Below are 15,925 nucleotides of genomic sequence, written 5' to 3'. Positions count from 1 at the left end.
CAGGATCAGTGTGATAAAGACGTTGGTTGCTGGGGAGAGGTTGATTAAATTGTTTTCTCCGAGTAGATTTCCTAGTGCAGGTTCAAAATTACAGAATCAAGTTTATCCGGTACGTGTAAGAATATGCCAAGGCATAATACAAAACCCACAAGGGATAAAAATAGGATATTTATTGGTGTGTAATTTCTGAACTGACTGATAATCATGGCGCGCGATAAATATTTGACTATTTATTCTTTTTCTCCAACTTCGTTATACGACGGTCAAGCAAGAAAAGAAAGAAGGCAAGACCTAGAAAAATGACCAACATCACGAGAACAACCACATAGATTTTGCCCTCACTACGTAAGCCCGTTGCCATATCAACGTCATCCTGTGCAAATGTGCTTAAAGTTGATAGGATTAATAATGCAATTGACAATGTTATTTTTTTCATGCTATTTATTTGTCTTTTAATGGCTGATTAGGACCTGCGTAAATAAAAAGCATTGTTTGCCAATATTATCTACGCTTTGGTTTTATCAGACTTCTATTTTTTATCGATGTTGTCGCCGCATGAAATCCAGTATTAATTTATGCTGGAGAACTTTTTGGCGATTGCTATTTTAACCCCTTTTTTATTGAGCCTAAGCTCGTTGTTGACTGTGAATATCCTCAAAGACATGAAAAATACCCTGCCTCTTATTCTTATTGATGATTACGATTAGCTTTCCTGTTCTTTTCTTTCCAATAAACGTACTCTATAGCGGAGTGAACAGATCCAGAAAGCGATCATTGGCCATCCGATCATTGCGGCATAAAATGTTGGACGAAGCTCGTTGCTCATTTGTAGCTGGCCAAAAGTAGCATTACCACCACTTCCGGGGTGAAGCGAATCTGTCATTTTTGGCAGAATATAGAGTAATACAATAATGATCGGAAAAGCAAAGATATTGTAGACGGCAGATATTTTCGCCCTTTTTGCTCTTCTTCGAGCGCATTGCGGAGTACGAGGTAGGCCAGATACATTAAAGTCGCTATTGCTGAACCATTTAATTTGGGGTCATTTGGCCAAGGTTCACCCCAGGTAATATTTGCCCACAACATTCCTGTTGCCAAACCAAAAAAACAAAAAGTAATACCTGTATTAACAGCTTCAATAGCCATTAGGTCATATTCTTGTTTTCCTGTATTGAGGTATTTGATGCTATAAATGACTGAAATCAGGTACATCACGATCATCGCAGACCACATCGGCACATGGAAATAAACGTTTCGGATACTTTCGTGAAGGATAAATAGGCGGGGAACAGGGCCCAGAAGGCCATTGATAATGACTGCACAGATAATCAGGACAGCTAATATTTTCCACCATTTTTTCTCATGGTAAATTGAATTTAATTTGTTTTCAATTCTAAAATTTAATCTCGCCAAAGGTACGGAAATAACAATAAAGAAATAGTGATCGTGATTACATTAATTGCGAGTAATACAATTATTTCTTTTGTACTTGCCGCCCTTTCCAGGCCTTCTATGGCATTGCGGGAGAGCTTGATCAATACGATCAGTAAGGGGATGATAGCCGGAAAACTCAAAATAGCCATGAGCGTACTGTTGTTTCCAGCTTTGGAACTTATGCCAGAAATCATGGTAAATACACTGGCAAAACTGATACTACCGAGAATGACTGAAATGAAATATAGCGTGGGATCCCCAGTGGATTTTTGAATATGATTGAATAAACGAAATACGCGATTGTCGCCAAGATGGTCATCAATAACATATTGTAAATAACTTTGGCGAGAATAATCGCCCTTGGGTCAACTAGTGAATAGTAATAGAGCTGTCGGTTGGGATTTTCTTGAACAAAACTCTTGTTGATTGCATTGATTGAAGCGAATAACATAATAATCCAAAACAATGCATTCCAAACTGTTGTATCTACTGATTTGAATGCTTGATAACAAACAAATACAGTAGATACGACATATAGTAGGATTCCGTTGATGGCGTATTTTGATCGCCATTCCAGAATAATGTCTTTAAGAATCAAAGTTTTTACCTGTTGCAGTAAAGTCATATTCCGCAAAGATACAAATGTATTTTAACCACAGGAGGTGGTTAAACCATCAATTCTTAAAAAATGTTTTTTTACTTATGCATTAGAAATTTTTGATTTAGCAGCATCGGTTGTGTTGTCGATTTTACTTGCTAAATTCTGAGCTGCATTGTTTGCGTGGTCCAAAGCCTCTCTACCGGCTTCTTTTGCTTTGTTTTTCAATGCATCGGCATCATCTGAAGCTTTACTGAAAGCAGCTTGAGCTTTTGATTTTAAGTTGTCCAACTCAGCAGAAGCTCTATTTGCTAACTTTTGTGCTTTTCTAGCTTCTTTTTTGAAAGATCCTTCAATGATTTAGTTAAGCTTTTGATGCCATCATTTGCACGATCTAATTGTTTTTTCCGTCATCGGTTCCTAAAAGATACCATGCAGCAGCTCCTGCAGCCAATCCTACCAAAGCAAATGCCACTAATCCATTTTTATTTTTCATAATTCTTCTATTTTATTGTGTATTCAAATGATAATCAAGTATGATACCAAATGAACAATCTCTGGGACAATTTGTTTAAAAAGAATCAATAATTAACAAAATTTTACATATCTACCTTTTGCTGTTTGGATTGCAAGGTGTACAGGTGTCTATAGAGGCCAGTTTCTTTCTGTAGTAATTCGAAATGAGTTCCACTCTCCGAAACAACCCCATTTTCGACCACAATGATTTTGTCCGCATCGACGATTGTAGAAAGCCGGTGTGCAATAATAACGGACGTACGGCCACGCATTAATTCCTCTAAGGCATCTTGAACCTGACGTTCAGATTCTGAATCTAAAGAGGATGTTGCTTCATCTAAGATCAGAATAGCAGGGTCTTTGAGTAGCGCACGGGCGATAGCAATGCGTTGACGTTGTCCGCCAGAAAGTTTTACCCCGCGTTCGCCGACGATGGTATCATAACCTTCAGGAAAACCTAATATAAATTGATGTGCATTGGCACGTTGGGCGGCCTCAGTTATTTCAGTTTCGGTGGCATCTAATTTACCATAAGCGATATTCTCGCGTATAGTTCCGCCAAATAATAAAACGTCCTGTGGTACAATGGCCACTTGGTTCCGTATATCACAGAGGTCAAAGTCTGAGGCGGGCTTGCCATCATAAAGTACCTCACCTTTATTGTTTGTATAAAATTGTAGTATTAAAGATGCGATGGTTGATTTACCGGTCCCACTAGGGCCGACTATGGCAATTTTATCGCCTGCATTAGCCGTAAAGTTAATGTCTTTGAGGATTTCAATATCCGGTCTGCTAGGGTAGGCAAATGCTACGTGATTGAAGCTGAGGTCTCCACTGATCTTTTTACGAATATCTTTGCAGCTCGGTTCAACCTTGATATCTTCCTGCGGCTCATCCAGAATTTCCAGGATCCTTTCACTCGCTCCCAGCGAGCGTTGGATGTTCGAGTATAATTCTGGCAAACTACCCATTGACCCAGCGACAAACATAGAATACAAGATATAAGTCGTTAAATCTCCAACAGATATCTCGTGGATAGATACCAATGCCGCGCCATACCAGATGACGGCTATAACAGCTCCGAAAATACAGAATATGATAAAGGAGGCAAAGGCCCGCGGAAGGTTGCTCCCTTGACGGCTAATTTGACAACTGAGTCCATCTGATTACTGTAGCGGTTGAATTCAAAGTATTCATTCACGAAAGCTTTTACATTGCTGATTCCTAATAATGTTTCTTGAACAATACTATTTGATTCTGCCATCTTATCCTGAGCCTGTCTGGATAATTCACGAATGAATTTCCCAAAGACAATGGCTGCAACCACAATAACGGGTAATATGCATAGATTCATCAAAGCCAATTTGGGTGATACCCAGACCAACAGAAATACACCAAAACAAAGACTGATCAATTGTCTTAAAATTTCAGCCAATGTGGTCGTCAGGGTGTCTTGGATCTGAGATAGATCTGCGGATAACCTGCTGTTTAATTCTCCAACGCGGCGGTTGGCGAAAAATTCGATTGGCAAAGAGATGAGTTTATGATAGGTGTCTTTACGTATTTTTGCCAAAGCACGTTCTCCGATCTCCACAAAGATACGGATACGAAAAAATGAAACAATGGAGGTGAACGATAGGATAACAAAAGCGACCCCGCCGATGTAATAAACTTCCGGAGTTAACCAAGTGTAGGTTTGTTTACCTTGAGCAGCATCAATCATAGCGCCCAATAGTGCAGGGAAAGTCAGCATAGAAAGACTGGATAATGCCAGAAATAACATGCCCATTCCAAACTTAACCCGATAAGGCCTTAAATAGGTCATTATTTTCGAAGCCCGTAATAGGAGCTCCTTATTTAACTTTGGTTTTGGTAGATCTTCTTCTTGTTTATTACCACTATTGAAACCTCTTGCCATAATCCGCTACTTCAATGTTTTGTTGCGAGGACAAATGTAAAGAGATTAAAAATATTTTGCTATCATACTTTGGTCAATTTTTTAGCTTTTTACCTATTTTAATCAATTAAAGTTATATTTTGACCTGTTTTCTTGGTACATGTCACCGATTGATCGGAGAGATCCAACGAACTAATCTGAATTTTTGCCGATGCCTGTCGATTTTTGTGTATGACTACGGTACAATAACACTGCGAGGATAATAATGACAAGCAAAGCGATGTAAAACCATAAATTACCAGCTAGACCCTTTCCTTCGGTTTTGTCCAACTCGGTCCGGAGTCGCTCATTCTCGTTTTGAAGCTTATTGATCGTGCCCATATAAGCGGAGATCTGTTTGTCATATTCAGTCGCCATCTGTCGAAATTTGTCCTTTTCGAAATCTTTTATTTTGAGCAGCTGCTGTGTCTCCAAAAAATGTTATTGTCCGTGATCACGACATCCTTCAGGATATCGATACTTTTTTGCATATCGCCTTTGGATTTGAATAGGCCAAAAAGGCCTGTTTTCTGGGTAAGGCTCGTGTCATAGGCGCCAAACTTCTGTTGCCGTGCATCGAGTAGGCTGTTGACACGTTTGCGTTGTACCTCAAAAGCACTGGAATCTGCATTTTCCTGTGCATTTAGAAGCCCAAGACTAAACAATAACAGAAAAGATAGTAGTGTGTATTTTAAAGATTTCATACTTGAATTTGAACAATCAATCTGAAATTAACGTTACTGAAATCGCATCTATTTGTCAAAAGGCAAAGTGGGGCTGACAGATGCGCAAAATTCAGTGTTAAACTGCCAAAACCCCGTTGGGTAGTTTAGGGACAGATTGAAGTGAATAAACTATTTCTAGGAATGAATTTATGAAATTAATCTTTAAATTCGATACGAATGACATTAGAATCGTCATCGTGAAGCCCCAAGAGTTGGCTCGCATTGCCTTTGTTGATGGCAATTTCTAAGTAATTACTGATACCAAAAAGACACAATTTTTCACCCTCACCGACTTCGTTGTAATGCCAAGAAAGATTGGTGATTGTTTCATTGCGTTTGAAATACAAGATAAAATTCCGTCCCTTTTGGACTTTATTGAACAGATCTTTGGAAATATTGGTAATGGCATTGCCAAAAGCGTCCACATAAATAACATTGCCACGGATCATGTCTTTGTCAAAGATCGGTTGTAAAGTGACTTTTTCGATCAGTTGGTGCATGGGAGTGCCGACATCTTTCAGTTTGCCTCCTTTTGCAATATGACAGGCAGATTTCGAAAGAATATCTGCAAGGGGAAAATGGAGGTATCTCAGGTCCTGCATCAAATTGAGCTCGTACAATTCCTGCGGTTCATTTCCATTCAACAGTAAGCTGAAAATTCCATTGTCTGCACCAACAAAATAATGATCCCTGTATTTCATGCCGATATATTTGGATTCTTCATGAAAGAGGGTATTGATGCCGATGATATGTACGGTTCCTTTTGGGAAATAATGATACGCATTGCCAAGTACAAAGGCTGCGCGCGGAATATTAAATGCTGGGATCTCGTGGGTGATATCGACAATATTAACATCAGACAACTGCGTTAAAAGGCTCCCTTTAGCGCAGCTTGATAAAAATCTTTATGTCCTAGATCTGTCGTTAACGTAATTACTGCCATTATAATCTATAAGTAGACCGAATTGCTGTCAAATTCCCTTTTGAATGAATAGAAATAGATCTCCTGTCTTTTGCATATTCTGTTCCTGAAAATCTATTCAAATAGAGGACAAAATTACTATTTATCAGCTGATTTGTAAAGTTAATTGAAGAACTTATTTTGAATATAACTTTTTTCAATTGATATACACAAACATAGCTTTTATTTCTACTGTAAAGAATTGGTCTGTGTACCTTGAAGATCCACTTTTAAAAGCGAAACTTATGTATGAAACGTTAAAAAAATAATTTGGTTTTCTTTTTGCAAAAATCTCAGCTAGATGGCCTTTTTCTCATTAGAATACGTTAATTTTGAATGGTATTACGTACAGGAGCTATTGCGTAATGGCTACAATCTAATTATTTCTAAAATAGGATAAAATTTGAACGAATTACTAATTGCATTAGATGGTCTGAATTTACCCATATTATGGGGAGCAGACAATGAGCACTTTGATTATTTGAAGAAACAATTCCCAAAATTGCGGATTGTAGCTCGTGGAAGTGAAATGAAAGTGCTGGGAGATGCGAAGGAATTGGAACTATTTGAGCAATCGTTTAAGGAAGTTATGGCTCATCTAGAGAAATTCAACAACATTACCCTATTGGATTTTGAAAATCTCCTAGGGGCGAGCGCAGGCTCAGCCGCACAGCAGGAAAAGGAAATTGCGGCCAAGAATGCGGCATTTGGTTCCGAACCCATTGTTTATGGACCTAATGGTGTGATTGTTCGGGCCCGTACGGCCAACCAACGACGGATGGTTGATAGTATTTCCAAAAATGATATCTTATTTGCCATTGGCCCAGCAGGAACAGGAAAAACATATACAGCTGTAGCACTGGCAGTCAGAGCGCTTCGCAATAAGGAAATCAAACGGATCATCTTGACTAGGCCGGCTGTAGAAGCTGGAGAAAACTTGGGTTTTTTACCTGGGGATCTGAAAGAAAAGGTTGATCCTTATTTGAGACCACTATATGATGCGCTTGACGATATGATCCCAGCAGAAAAACTAAAAGGATATTTAGAAAACCGTACCATCGAGGTTGCGCCATTGGCATTTATGCGGGGGCGTACGCTTGATAACTGCTTCGTTATTTTGGATGAAGCCCAAAATGCAACGGATATGCAGTTGAAGATGTTTTTGACTCGTATGGGACCTACCGCAAAATTTATTGTTACAGGTGATATGACGCAGGTCGATCTTCCCAAAAAGAATCAATCCGGACTTTCGACATCAATCCGTTTGCTGGAAAATATTGAAGGTATCGATATTATTCACCTGAGTGGCGGCGATGTGGTTCGTCATAAATTGGTGCGACGTATTTTGGAAGCATACGGCGATATTTAATCAATAACTACTGACATAAGAATTTTACTTTGAACATGAACGCTATAAAAGAAACAAATTTCAATTTCGAAAACCAGACAGCTTTTTACAGAGGAAAGGTACGTGATGTGTATACGATTGCCGATACTTACTTGGCGATGGTAGCTTCTGACCGTATTTCGGCATTTGACGTGGTACTTCCTCGGCCTATCCCTTACAAAGGGCAGGTGTTAAATCAGATTGCAGCTAAATTTTTAAAGGCTACAGCTGATATTATCCCCAATTGGGTTGTATCTGTACCAGATCCTAGTGTAACTATCGGTCAGATGTGTGAGCCGTTTAAAGTAGAAATGGTAATCCGTGGCTATTTATCTGGGCATGCTTGGCGCGAATATGCCGCTGGTAAACGTGAAGTCTGTGGCGAGTCTCTTCCTGAGGGACTGAAAGAGAATGATAAATTGCCAGAGCCAATTATCACTCCAACGACCAAAGCAGCCGTAGGTCACGATGAAGACATTTCTCGAACAGATATTTTGAAAAAGGTATTGTAAGCGAAGAGGATTATGTGCAATTGGAGAAATATACCAAAGCATTGTTTCAACGCGGAACTGAAATCGCAGCACAAAGAGGATTGATCCTAGTGGATACCAAATATGAATTTGGTAAAAAAGATGGCAAAATCGTCTTGATTGATGAGATCCATACACCGGATTCTTCCCGTTACTTCTATGCAGATGGATATCAGGAACGTCAGGAAAAAGGTGAGGCACAAAAACAACTATCAAAAGAGTTTGTTCGGAAGTGGTTGATCGATAATGGTTTTCAAGGTAAGGATGGGCAAGTGGTTCCGGAGATGACAGATGAAATTATTGCTTCAATTTCCGAACGCTATATTGAACTATACGAACATATTGTTGGAGAAAAATTTGTCTATCCTGATCAGGAAAATGTACTGGAACGTGTAGAAAGAAATGTGGCAAAAGCCCTAAAAGAGCTAAATTATTAGTACATTGTATCCTCAAACTAATGAAATAGACTTATGAAGTACACTATTGATAAGCACGATCGTTATATTGTGATAGAGCCTCATGTCGAAGTGATAGATGCTGATAATGCAGCTAAACTGAAGGGGAGTTTTTGTTGCGCAATACGATTGGTCAACGCAATATTGTTTTGGATATGATTCATGTCCAAAAGACGGATGAAGTGGGTATTCGTTTGGGGATACTGGCACACCGTTTATGTCAATCTGTTGGTGGCGTATTTATTTTGGTCAATCTTTGTCCTAAATTAATGGATATGGTTCGCGTGTCGCACTTGGATAAATCGATAAAGATTGCGCCATCACTTAAGGTTGCTGAAGATTTAATCTTTGCGCACGAATTGGAATCTGAATACCGGGGACAATTGAAGATTAATATGAAGTTTGAAGTTCTGATATTAGGAAATAGTTCCGCGACACCGATGTTTGATCGCCATCCGACTAGCCAAGTGTTGAACTTTAATGAGCAATTGTTTTTAATAGACTGTGGTGAGGGTACGCAGATGCAGCTCAGCCGATATGGAATTAAAAGCAATCGCTTAGGACATATTTTTATTAGCCACTTACATGGAGATCACTACTTAGGTTTGGTGGGGTTGCTCTCTTCGATGCACCTGGTCGGACGTAAAAGTGATCTTCATCTATATGGCCCGGCTGCCTTAAAAGAGATTTTGGATATACAATTTCTACATTCTGAGACAGTCTTACGTTATAATCTTATTTTTCATCCGATTTCACCCGACGAGCCCGGTGTTATTTTTGAAAATCGAACGATGAAAGTAAGCACATTCCCTTTAACACATCGTATTGCCTGTACAGGTTTTCGCTTCGATGAAGGACCGCGAGCCCGCACCTTACTCGGTGATGTGGTTCAGGCACTCAATATTCCCACAGTCTATTATCCTGCCATAAAGAAAGGAATGGATTATGTAGACGAAAATGGGAATGTTTATCCGGCCGACCAATTGAGCTTACCTGCGCCTAAATCCAGAAGTTACGTATATTGTTCGGATACGGTACGTACAGCTGACTATCTGCCTTATGTTCAGCATGCTGATCTTATGTATCATGAATCTACGTTCTTGCATGATATGGTAGACAGAGCGAAGGAAACTTTCCATACAACAGCATTGGAGGCTGGGGAGATCGCAAAAGAAACTCATGCAAAGAAATTATTGCTGGGACATTACTCCGCCCGTTATCGGGATTTGAACCCTTTATTGGAAGAGGCACGAACGGCATTCCCAGATACCGAACTTTCTATCGAAGGAAAATGGTTTTCAGTTTAGTTTTTTGTGCGTTTTATACCACATTTCTACGATCAAATGCTTTTTAAATTGCTTATTATATTGCTTTTGATAAACAATTTATCTAAGTTTACGGCTCTAATTTTTTTATAATGGATAATCCATTCAACTTAAACAACCTACTACGGGAAAATATCAAGAAGCTCGTACCTTATTCGTCCGCTAGAGATGAATTTAAAGGGGAGGCATCCATATTGATTGATGCCAATGAAAATCCTTTTGGATCCCCACTAAACCATGATTACAACCGATACCCAGACCCACTCCAACATCAAGTCAAAGCAAAACTTTCAAACATAAAAGGTGTACCCGCAGAAAATATTTTTTTGGGTAATGGAAGCGATGAGGCTATAGATATTTTATATCGTGCATTTTGTACACCCGGTGTGGACAATGTGATTTTAGTTCCACCTACCTATGGTATGTATGAGGTGTCTGCAAATATCAACGATGTCGCCTTCAAGAAAGTAAACCTAACAGCAGACTATCAATTGGATTTGGATGGTATCGCTAATGCGATAGATGCGCATACCAAATTGATTTTTATCTGTTCACCAAATAATCCAACGGGAAATTCTATCCGTCGTCAGGATATAGAAACGGTATTGAATAATTTTCAGGGACTTGTTGTTGTCGATGAAGCTTATATCAATTTTTCCGCTGTGAAGTCATTTACACAGGAACTGGCTGAATATCCTAACCTGGTGGTATTGCAGACCTTATCTAAAGCATGGGGACTTGCGGCGCTGCGGTTGGGCATGGCATTTGCAAGTAAAGAAATTATAGCAGTTTATAATAAAATTAAACCTCCTTATAACATTAATCAAGCAACACAGGATATCGTGTTGGAGGCCTTGAATAATGTAGATCAAGTCAATGACTGGATCAAAGAGACTGTTTCGGAGCGTGAAAAACTGGTACGCGAGCTCCTCGAACTGGATTATGTACAGTATATCACTCCTTCTGATGCCAATTTTATCTTGGTCAAGATGGAACAGCCGAGAGAAGTTTACGATTATCTGGTTCAATATGGGATCATCGTCAGAGATCGTTCTAAAGTAGAACTTTGTGAAGGCTGCTTGCGAATTACTGTTGGGACACCTGCTGAGAACCGGACATTATTAGAAAAACTTAATCAAATCAATAAATAATACTATGCCTGATAACTTAAAACGTGTACTGTTTATAGACCGTGACGGAACATTAATTTTGGAACCAGAAGATGAGCAAATTGATTCTTTTGCAAAATTAAAATTCTTCCCGGTGCTTTACAGTACCTGCCACGTATCGCGAAGGAACTGGATTTTGAATTGATCTTGGTTTCCAACCAAGATGGTCTAGGGACATCTTCCCATCCGGAAGAAAACTTCTGGCCTGTCCATCATTTTGTGATTGATACGTTTGCAGCAGAGGGTGTAGTATTTGCCAAAGAACATATTGACAAGACTTTCCCACACGAAAATGCGGATACACGTAAACCCGGTATAGGCATGCTCGGTGAATATTTTGACGCTTCAAAATATGATTTAAGTCAGTCGTTTGTTATTGGTGACCGCGTAAATGATGTTAAGCTTGCTCAAAATCTTGGGGCGAAAGCTATCTGGTTGCGGGCGAATGATCAATTGGGCGCATTGGAGAATGTGGACATTGACCCTACAGTCGTAGCTTTAGAAACAATGGACTGGAAAACAGTTTATGAATTTCTGAAATTGGGAACACGTACTGCCGAACATCATCGTAAAACGAATGAAACGGATATTTTTATTCAATTGAACTTGGATGGCTCTGGTAAATCGGAAATCGAAACAGGATTGCCCTTCTTTGACCATATGTTGGATCAAATAGCCCGACATGGTGCATTGGACTTAACGATCAAAGCTAAAGGCGATCTTCATATCGATGAGCACCATACCATCGAAGATACAGGGATTGCTTTGGGCGAAGTGTTTTTGAAGGTATTGGGAGACAAGCGTGGTATTGAACGCTACTCGTACACCTTACCAATGGATGATTGCCTGGCACAGGTTGCGCTGGATTTTGGTGGACGCAATTGGATTGTTTGGGATGCTGAATTTAAACGTGAGAAAATAGGTGATATGCCGACGGAGATGTTCTTCCATTTCTTTAAATCATTTTCTGATGCCTCCAAATCAAATCTAAATATCAAAGCCGAGGGGGATAACGAGCACCATAAGATCGAGGCAATTTTTAAGGCTTTTGCTAAATCTATTAAGAAAGCAGTACGACGAGATGCAGATCATATGCAACTGCCAAGTACAAAAGGTGTTTTGTAGTTTTGTTTAATTAATAAAGAGAATCCATGGGATAAATGAGTAAAGATTAACGATGACCGAATGATGCGTAAGCTTGTGAGGCCAAAGTCTCAATACTCAAATCTCAATACTCAAATCTCAAAAATGATAGGAATTATTAACTATGGCGCTGGGAATATCTTTTCCCTGACTGCTGCACTCGATCGGGTGGGGTGACCTATGGTATGATCAATACTGCGGATGAGATCGATCTTTACGATCGTATTATTATTCCAGGAGTAGGACATGCGGGAGCAGCTATGCATAAATTGCGTGAGTCGGGATTAGTACCCTATATTAAAGAACTGCGTAAACCTGTTTTGGGTATCTGTGTTGGCATGCAGCTTTTGACTGAATATTCAGAAGAAGGGGATGCCGATATGTTGGAGCTATTTCCTTTGAAAACGTTACATTTTGATGCCGGAGTAGCGGGCAAAGTGCCTCATATGGGCTGGAATAGCGTTTCGGTACAAGCAAATAATCCTTTATTTGCGAATATTGAAGATCAGACTTATTTTTATTTTGTGCATTCGTATTATATTGAATATGATACGACGTTTACAGCCGCAAAATGTGACTATGGATCACCATTTTCAGCTGCCATTTCCAGAGATAATTTCTTTGGTGTACAATTTCACCCGGAGAAGTCCGGAAAAGCAGGTGAGCAGTTGCTGCTCAATTTTTCAACTATTCAAATAGACTAAAAATATTCGATTATGTATATCATTCCAGCAATAGACGTTTTGGACAAAAAAAGTTGTCCGTTTAAGAGAGGGTAACTACAACGACGTTACAACTTATGATATTAGTTTGGAAGCGCAGATAGAAAACTATCGTGCGAATGGTACTGAATTGGTTCATATCATAGACCTTAATGGCGCCAAAGGTGATTTTAGTAACCAAGCATATTTGTTCGATATTATTCAGAAGACAGATATGAAAATCCAATATGGTGGCGGGGTAAGGAGCATTGAAAAAGTAAAAGAATTGGTAGATGCTGGTGTATACCGTGTTATTGTGGGTACGCAAGCGATTACAAATCCTTCTTTTTGGAAGAACTAGCGACTTTAAATGAAGGTAAAGTGAAATATGCGGATCATATTGTGATCGCAATTGACGTATTGGATGAAGTGATCAAATACTCAGGTTGGTTAGAGAGTTCGCCGATTAAATTGATTGAGTATATTGATAAATGCTTGGTTCTGGGTTTCTTTAGGTTTCTATGTACCGATATTAGCAAAGATGGTAAATTGGGTGGTGCAGGTGTAGAATTATATCAAAAACTGTTGAGCCATTCACCGATCATTAAGCTGATTGCTTCCGGTGGTATCAGTTCGATGGATGATATTCAAAAACTTCAGGAACTGGGCGGAGTAGAATCAGTAGTCGTAGGAAAGGCAATCTATGAGAATAGAATCACCATCGATGAAGTCAAGGATTGGAACCTTAAATCATTAATCAGATTTTAACATGCTGGCAAAACGGATAATTCCTTGCTTGGATGTTAAAGATGGACGTACAGTAAAAGGAGTCAATTTTGTAGACTTGCGCGATGCTGGGGATCCTGTTGAGCTAGCCTACGAATACTCCCAACAAGGAGCGGATGAACTTGTTTTTTAGATATCGCGGCTACGCATGAAGGGCGCAAGACGACAATCGATCTTGTAAAGGCAGTAGCTCGTCAGGTGAATATCCCTTTTACAATCGGTGGCGGTATCAATGAAATTAAAGATGCCGACATCCTGTTAAATGCTGGGGCGGATAAGATATCCATCAACTCTGCGGCTGTGCGCAACCCTGAACTGATCAATCAAATGGCTGCGGCTTTTGGTGCCCAGTTTGTTGTGGTTGCGGTAGATACTAGATCAATTGAAGGGCAAGATTTTGTTCATCTGAGTGGTGGACGTATCAAGACGGAGATCAATACCCTGGATTGGATACTGGAAGCGCAGGAACGGGGTGCCGGAGAAATTCTCCTGACATCAATGGATCACGACGGTACGAAGAATGGGTTTGATAACGGATTTTTAAAAGCTGTAAACGATCGCATTCATATCCCTTTAATTGCATCCGGTGGTGCTGGAAATCAACAACACTTTGTCGATGTCTTTCAACAGGCCAATGTGGATGCTGCCTTAGCAGCTTCTGTATTCCATTATGGGGAAATATTGATTCCAGATCTTAAACAAACCTTACGCCATAATGATATTGTTGTGCGGTAGTCGTGGATCAAGGAATAAAGAATAAAAAGAGGAGAAAATAGATAGTATGTAAGCCTTCGGCTTGCACTACCAGAGTCTCAATACTAGATACTAAATACTAGATACTAATACAATGTTAGATTTCGCAAAAAGTGACGGACTTGTTCCAGTGATCGTGCAGGATGCCCAAACACTAGAAGTGTTGATGCTGGGTTATATGAACGAAGAGGCTTGGCAAAAAACACAGACGGAAAAGCGCGTGACTTTTTTCTCACGTAGCAAAAATCGTCTCTGGACCAAAGGAGAGGAGAGTGGTAACTTTTTAAATGTAAAGAGTATTCATATCGACTGCGATAAAGATACTGTATTGATCAAGGCTGATCCGATGGGACCTACTTGTCATACAGGAAGTCGGAGCTGTTTCAATACGGAATTCAATCAAAATTTCATATTGGAGCTGGAACGTATTGTAAATCATCGTTACGAAAATCCTTCCGACGAATCCTATGTCAATCGTCTGCGTTCCAGAGGAATTAATAAGATCGCTCAAAAAGTAGGTGAAGAAGCAGTAGAAACCGTGATCGCAGCATTAACGGAAACGGAGACCGACTTTATCAATGAGACTTCCGATCTATTGTTCCATTTGATCGTATTGTTGCGTGAAAAAGGCTTTTCGTTGGAAACAATTGCTAAAAATCTTGAAAGCAGACACCAATAGCGCTGTTTTTCAAAGAAAGCTTCTGCTATCGACCCTGAATATGCTTGAATAAATTTGATTGGATCTAGGGATCGGAACGAGGCTTTAACCTAATATGACAAAATAGTCTTGGAAGTGCAGTATATTTGTAGATATACTGCACTTCTTTTTTGAATTGCCTGTTTTTTATTGATCCGTATTTTTTCATAAGGTATCAATGAGCTCGCTACATTCGGTTTATTGAGGAGAAAGAACCTTCAGACTATTTTCATAGCTGTTGGTGCTTGTTTGAAAGCATGAAGGTTTTATTATTTTCTGCGCTTTTATTGTGAGTGAGTGAGTGAGTGAGTGAGTGAGTGAGTGAGTGAGTGAGTGAGTGAGTGAGTGAGTGAGTGAGTGAGTGAGTGAGTGAGTGAGTGAGTGAGTGAGTGAGTGAAACGAAGCAAAGAACAGTTCAATGAGAAGTGGACGGTCAATTGGAAGAAGATTGATCAAGAATGACCTCTCCAAATGTCATCTGGAGAACTTGAAGATATTACTATGGATATTAAATTAAGAGCGACATTACCCGGACATCAAAATCCTATTTTTTGTGTAGAAAAAGGATACGATCCGCATACATTCTTTACAGGTGGCAATGACAAGGGCGTGGTTGAATGGGATATCGAAAAAATAGCTTTAAACGTATCCTTTGTGCAGTGACTTCCTCTGTGTATGCTTTAAAACTAATCCCAGGCACAGCGATCTTAGCGATTGCACTACGTGAGGGGAAACTACTTTTTGTGGATGTGCAAGAACAAAAACTTGTCGCGAGTTTACAATTGGGTAAAAAGCCATCTTTGCTCTAG

14 protein-coding genes and 7 pseudogenes are annotated in these 15,925 nt (G+C 39.6%); 11 read left to right on the top strand and 10 right to left on the bottom strand.

The window, feature by feature from the left end:
- Positions 1-226: 226 nt before the first annotated feature.
- The 10 genes and pseudogenes from KUH03_RS14500 to KUH03_RS14465 form a co-directional block, all read right to left on the bottom strand.
- Positions 227-436, bottom strand: a complete 210-nt coding sequence (locus tag KUH03_RS14500; protein ID WP_077437990.1) for a CcmD family protein — start codon at positions 434-436, stop codon at positions 227-229.
- Positions 437-703: 267 nt separating this feature from the next.
- Positions 704-883: a hypothetical protein gene (locus KUH03_RS45925; protein WP_306429585.1), complete on the bottom strand. Its 180-nt coding sequence runs from the start codon at positions 881-883 to the stop codon at positions 704-706.
- On the bottom strand, positions 880-1,413 hold the full coding sequence (gene ccsA, locus KUH03_RS14495; protein WP_306429584.1) for a cytochrome c biogenesis protein CcsA: 534 nt from the start codon (positions 1,411-1,413) through the stop codon (positions 880-882). The genes KUH03_RS45925 and ccsA overlap by 4 nt, the downstream gene beginning before the upstream one ends.
- Positions 1,401-2,059, bottom strand: a pseudogene (locus KUH03_RS14490) (heme exporter protein CcmB). The gene ccsA and the pseudogene KUH03_RS14490 overlap by 13 nt, the downstream one beginning before the upstream one ends.
- Before the next feature lie 75 nt (positions 2,060-2,134).
- Entirely contained in the window at positions 2,135-2,323 is a 189-nt protein-coding gene (locus KUH03_RS14485; RefSeq protein ID WP_257094353.1) for a hypothetical protein, read from the bottom strand.
- Between the two features lie 308 nt (positions 2,324-2,631).
- Positions 2,632-3,594: an ABC transporter ATP-binding protein gene (locus KUH03_RS45920; RefSeq protein WP_306429583.1), complete on the bottom strand. Its 963-nt coding sequence runs from the start codon at positions 3,592-3,594 to the stop codon at positions 2,632-2,634.
- Between the two features lie 23 nt (positions 3,595-3,617).
- On the bottom strand, positions 3,618-4,466 hold the full coding sequence (locus KUH03_RS45915) for an ABC transporter transmembrane domain-containing protein (RefSeq protein WP_306429582.1): 849 nt from the start codon (positions 4,464-4,466) through the stop codon (positions 3,618-3,620).
- Positions 4,467-4,637: 171 nt separating this feature from the next.
- Positions 4,638-4,862, bottom strand: a complete 225-nt coding sequence (locus KUH03_RS14475) for a hypothetical protein (protein ID WP_257094352.1) — start codon at positions 4,860-4,862, stop codon at positions 4,638-4,640.
- A 29-nt stretch (positions 4,863-4,891) separates the two neighbouring features.
- Positions 4,892-5,188: a hypothetical protein gene (locus KUH03_RS14470; RefSeq protein ID WP_257094350.1), complete on the bottom strand. Its 297-nt coding sequence runs from the start codon at positions 5,186-5,188 to the stop codon at positions 4,892-4,894.
- 176 nt (positions 5,189-5,364) lie between these two features.
- Positions 5,365-6,152: pseudogene (locus KUH03_RS14465) on the bottom strand (S-adenosyl-l-methionine hydroxide adenosyltransferase family protein).
- Positions 6,153-6,573: 421 nt separating this feature from the next.
- Here KUH03_RS14465 and KUH03_RS14460 point away from each other — a divergent pair.
- The 11 genes and pseudogenes from KUH03_RS14460 to KUH03_RS14410 all read left to right on the top strand — a co-directional run bounded on the left by KUH03_RS14460 (position 6,574) and on the right by KUH03_RS14410 (position 15,925).
- A complete protein-coding gene (locus tag KUH03_RS14460; RefSeq protein ID WP_257094348.1) occupies positions 6,574-7,539 on the top strand; it encodes a PhoH family protein in 966 nt (321 codons plus the stop codon).
- A gap of 35 nt (positions 7,540-7,574) precedes the next feature.
- Positions 7,575-8,524 (top strand): annotated as a pseudogene (locus KUH03_RS14455) (phosphoribosylaminoimidazolesuccinocarboxamide synthase).
- Positions 8,525-8,658: 134 nt separating this feature from the next.
- Positions 8,659-9,849, top strand: a complete 1,191-nt coding sequence (locus tag KUH03_RS14450; protein ID WP_306429581.1) for a ribonuclease Z — start codon at positions 8,659-8,661, stop codon at positions 9,847-9,849.
- 110 nt (positions 9,850-9,959) lie between these two features.
- A complete protein-coding gene (gene hisC / locus KUH03_RS14445) occupies positions 9,960-11,018 on the top strand; it encodes a histidinol-phosphate transaminase (RefSeq protein ID WP_120261420.1) in 1,059 nt (352 codons plus the stop codon).
- Positions 11,019-11,022: 4 nt separating this feature from the next.
- Positions 11,023-12,161 (top strand): annotated as a pseudogene (gene hisB / locus KUH03_RS14440) (bifunctional histidinol-phosphatase/imidazoleglycerol-phosphate dehydratase HisB).
- Positions 12,162-12,284: 123 nt separating this feature from the next.
- Positions 12,285-12,883 (top strand): annotated as a pseudogene (gene hisH, locus KUH03_RS14435) (imidazole glycerol phosphate synthase subunit HisH).
- A 12-nt stretch (positions 12,884-12,895) separates the two neighbouring features.
- Positions 12,896-13,648, top strand: a pseudogene (locus tag KUH03_RS14430) (HisA/HisF-related TIM barrel protein).
- Between the two features lies 1 nt (position 13,649).
- Positions 13,650-14,401: pseudogene (gene hisF / locus KUH03_RS14425) on the top strand (imidazole glycerol phosphate synthase subunit HisF).
- A 112-nt stretch (positions 14,402-14,513) separates the two neighbouring features.
- Positions 14,514-15,098 (top strand): bifunctional phosphoribosyl-AMP cyclohydrolase/phosphoribosyl-ATP diphosphatase HisIE, encoded by a 585-nt coding sequence (gene hisIE, locus KUH03_RS14420; protein WP_120261425.1) that lies wholly within the window; start codon positions 14,514-14,516, stop codon positions 15,096-15,098.
- Between the two features lie 489 nt (positions 15,099-15,587).
- Positions 15,588-15,779 carry a WD40 repeat domain-containing protein gene (locus KUH03_RS14415; RefSeq protein WP_257094346.1) on the top strand — a complete coding sequence of 64 codons (192 nt, stop codon included), beginning with the start codon at positions 15,588-15,590 and terminating at the stop codon, positions 15,777-15,779.
- A complete protein-coding gene (locus tag KUH03_RS14410; RefSeq protein ID WP_257094344.1) occupies positions 15,776-15,925 on the top strand; it encodes a hypothetical protein in 150 nt (49 codons plus the stop codon). The genes KUH03_RS14415 and KUH03_RS14410 overlap by 4 nt, the downstream gene beginning before the upstream one ends.

It is taken from the genome of Sphingobacterium sp. E70 (assembly GCF_019285695.1).
GTDB lineage: Bacteria > Bacteroidota > Bacteroidia > Sphingobacteriales > Sphingobacteriaceae > Sphingobacterium > Sphingobacterium detergens.
This window is presented reverse-complemented; position numbering and strand designations above follow the sequence as displayed.

Bases quoted from the DNA above. Each gene is read 5' to 3' on its own strand.
- KUH03_RS14470 (WP_257094350.1), bottom strand. From the start codon at position 5,188: ATGAAATCTTTAAAATACACACTACTATCTTTTCTGTTATTGTTTAGT.
- KUH03_RS45915 (WP_306429582.1), bottom strand. From the start codon at position 4,466: ATGGCAAGAGGTTTCAATAGTGGTAATAAACAAGAAGAAGATCTACCA.
- KUH03_RS14500 (WP_077437990.1), bottom strand. From the start codon at position 436: ATGAAAAAAATAACATTGTCAATTGCATTATTAATCCTATCAACTTTA.
- hisC (WP_120261420.1), top strand. From the start codon at position 9,960: ATGGATAATCCATTCAACTTAAACAACCTACTACGGGAAAATATCAAG.
- KUH03_RS45925 (WP_306429585.1), bottom strand. From the start codon at position 883: ATGACAGATTCGCTTCACCCCGGAAGTGGTGGTAATGCTACTTTTGGC.
- hisIE (WP_120261425.1), top strand. From the start codon at position 14,514: ATGTTAGATTTCGCAAAAAGTGACGGACTTGTTCCAGTGATCGTGCAG.
- KUH03_RS14415 (WP_257094346.1), top strand. From the start codon at position 15,588: ATGTCATCTGGAGAACTTGAAGATATTACTATGGATATTAAATTAAGA.
- KUH03_RS14475 (WP_257094352.1), bottom strand. From the start codon at position 4,862: ATGGCGACTGAATATGACAAACAGATCTCCGCTTATATGGGCACGATC.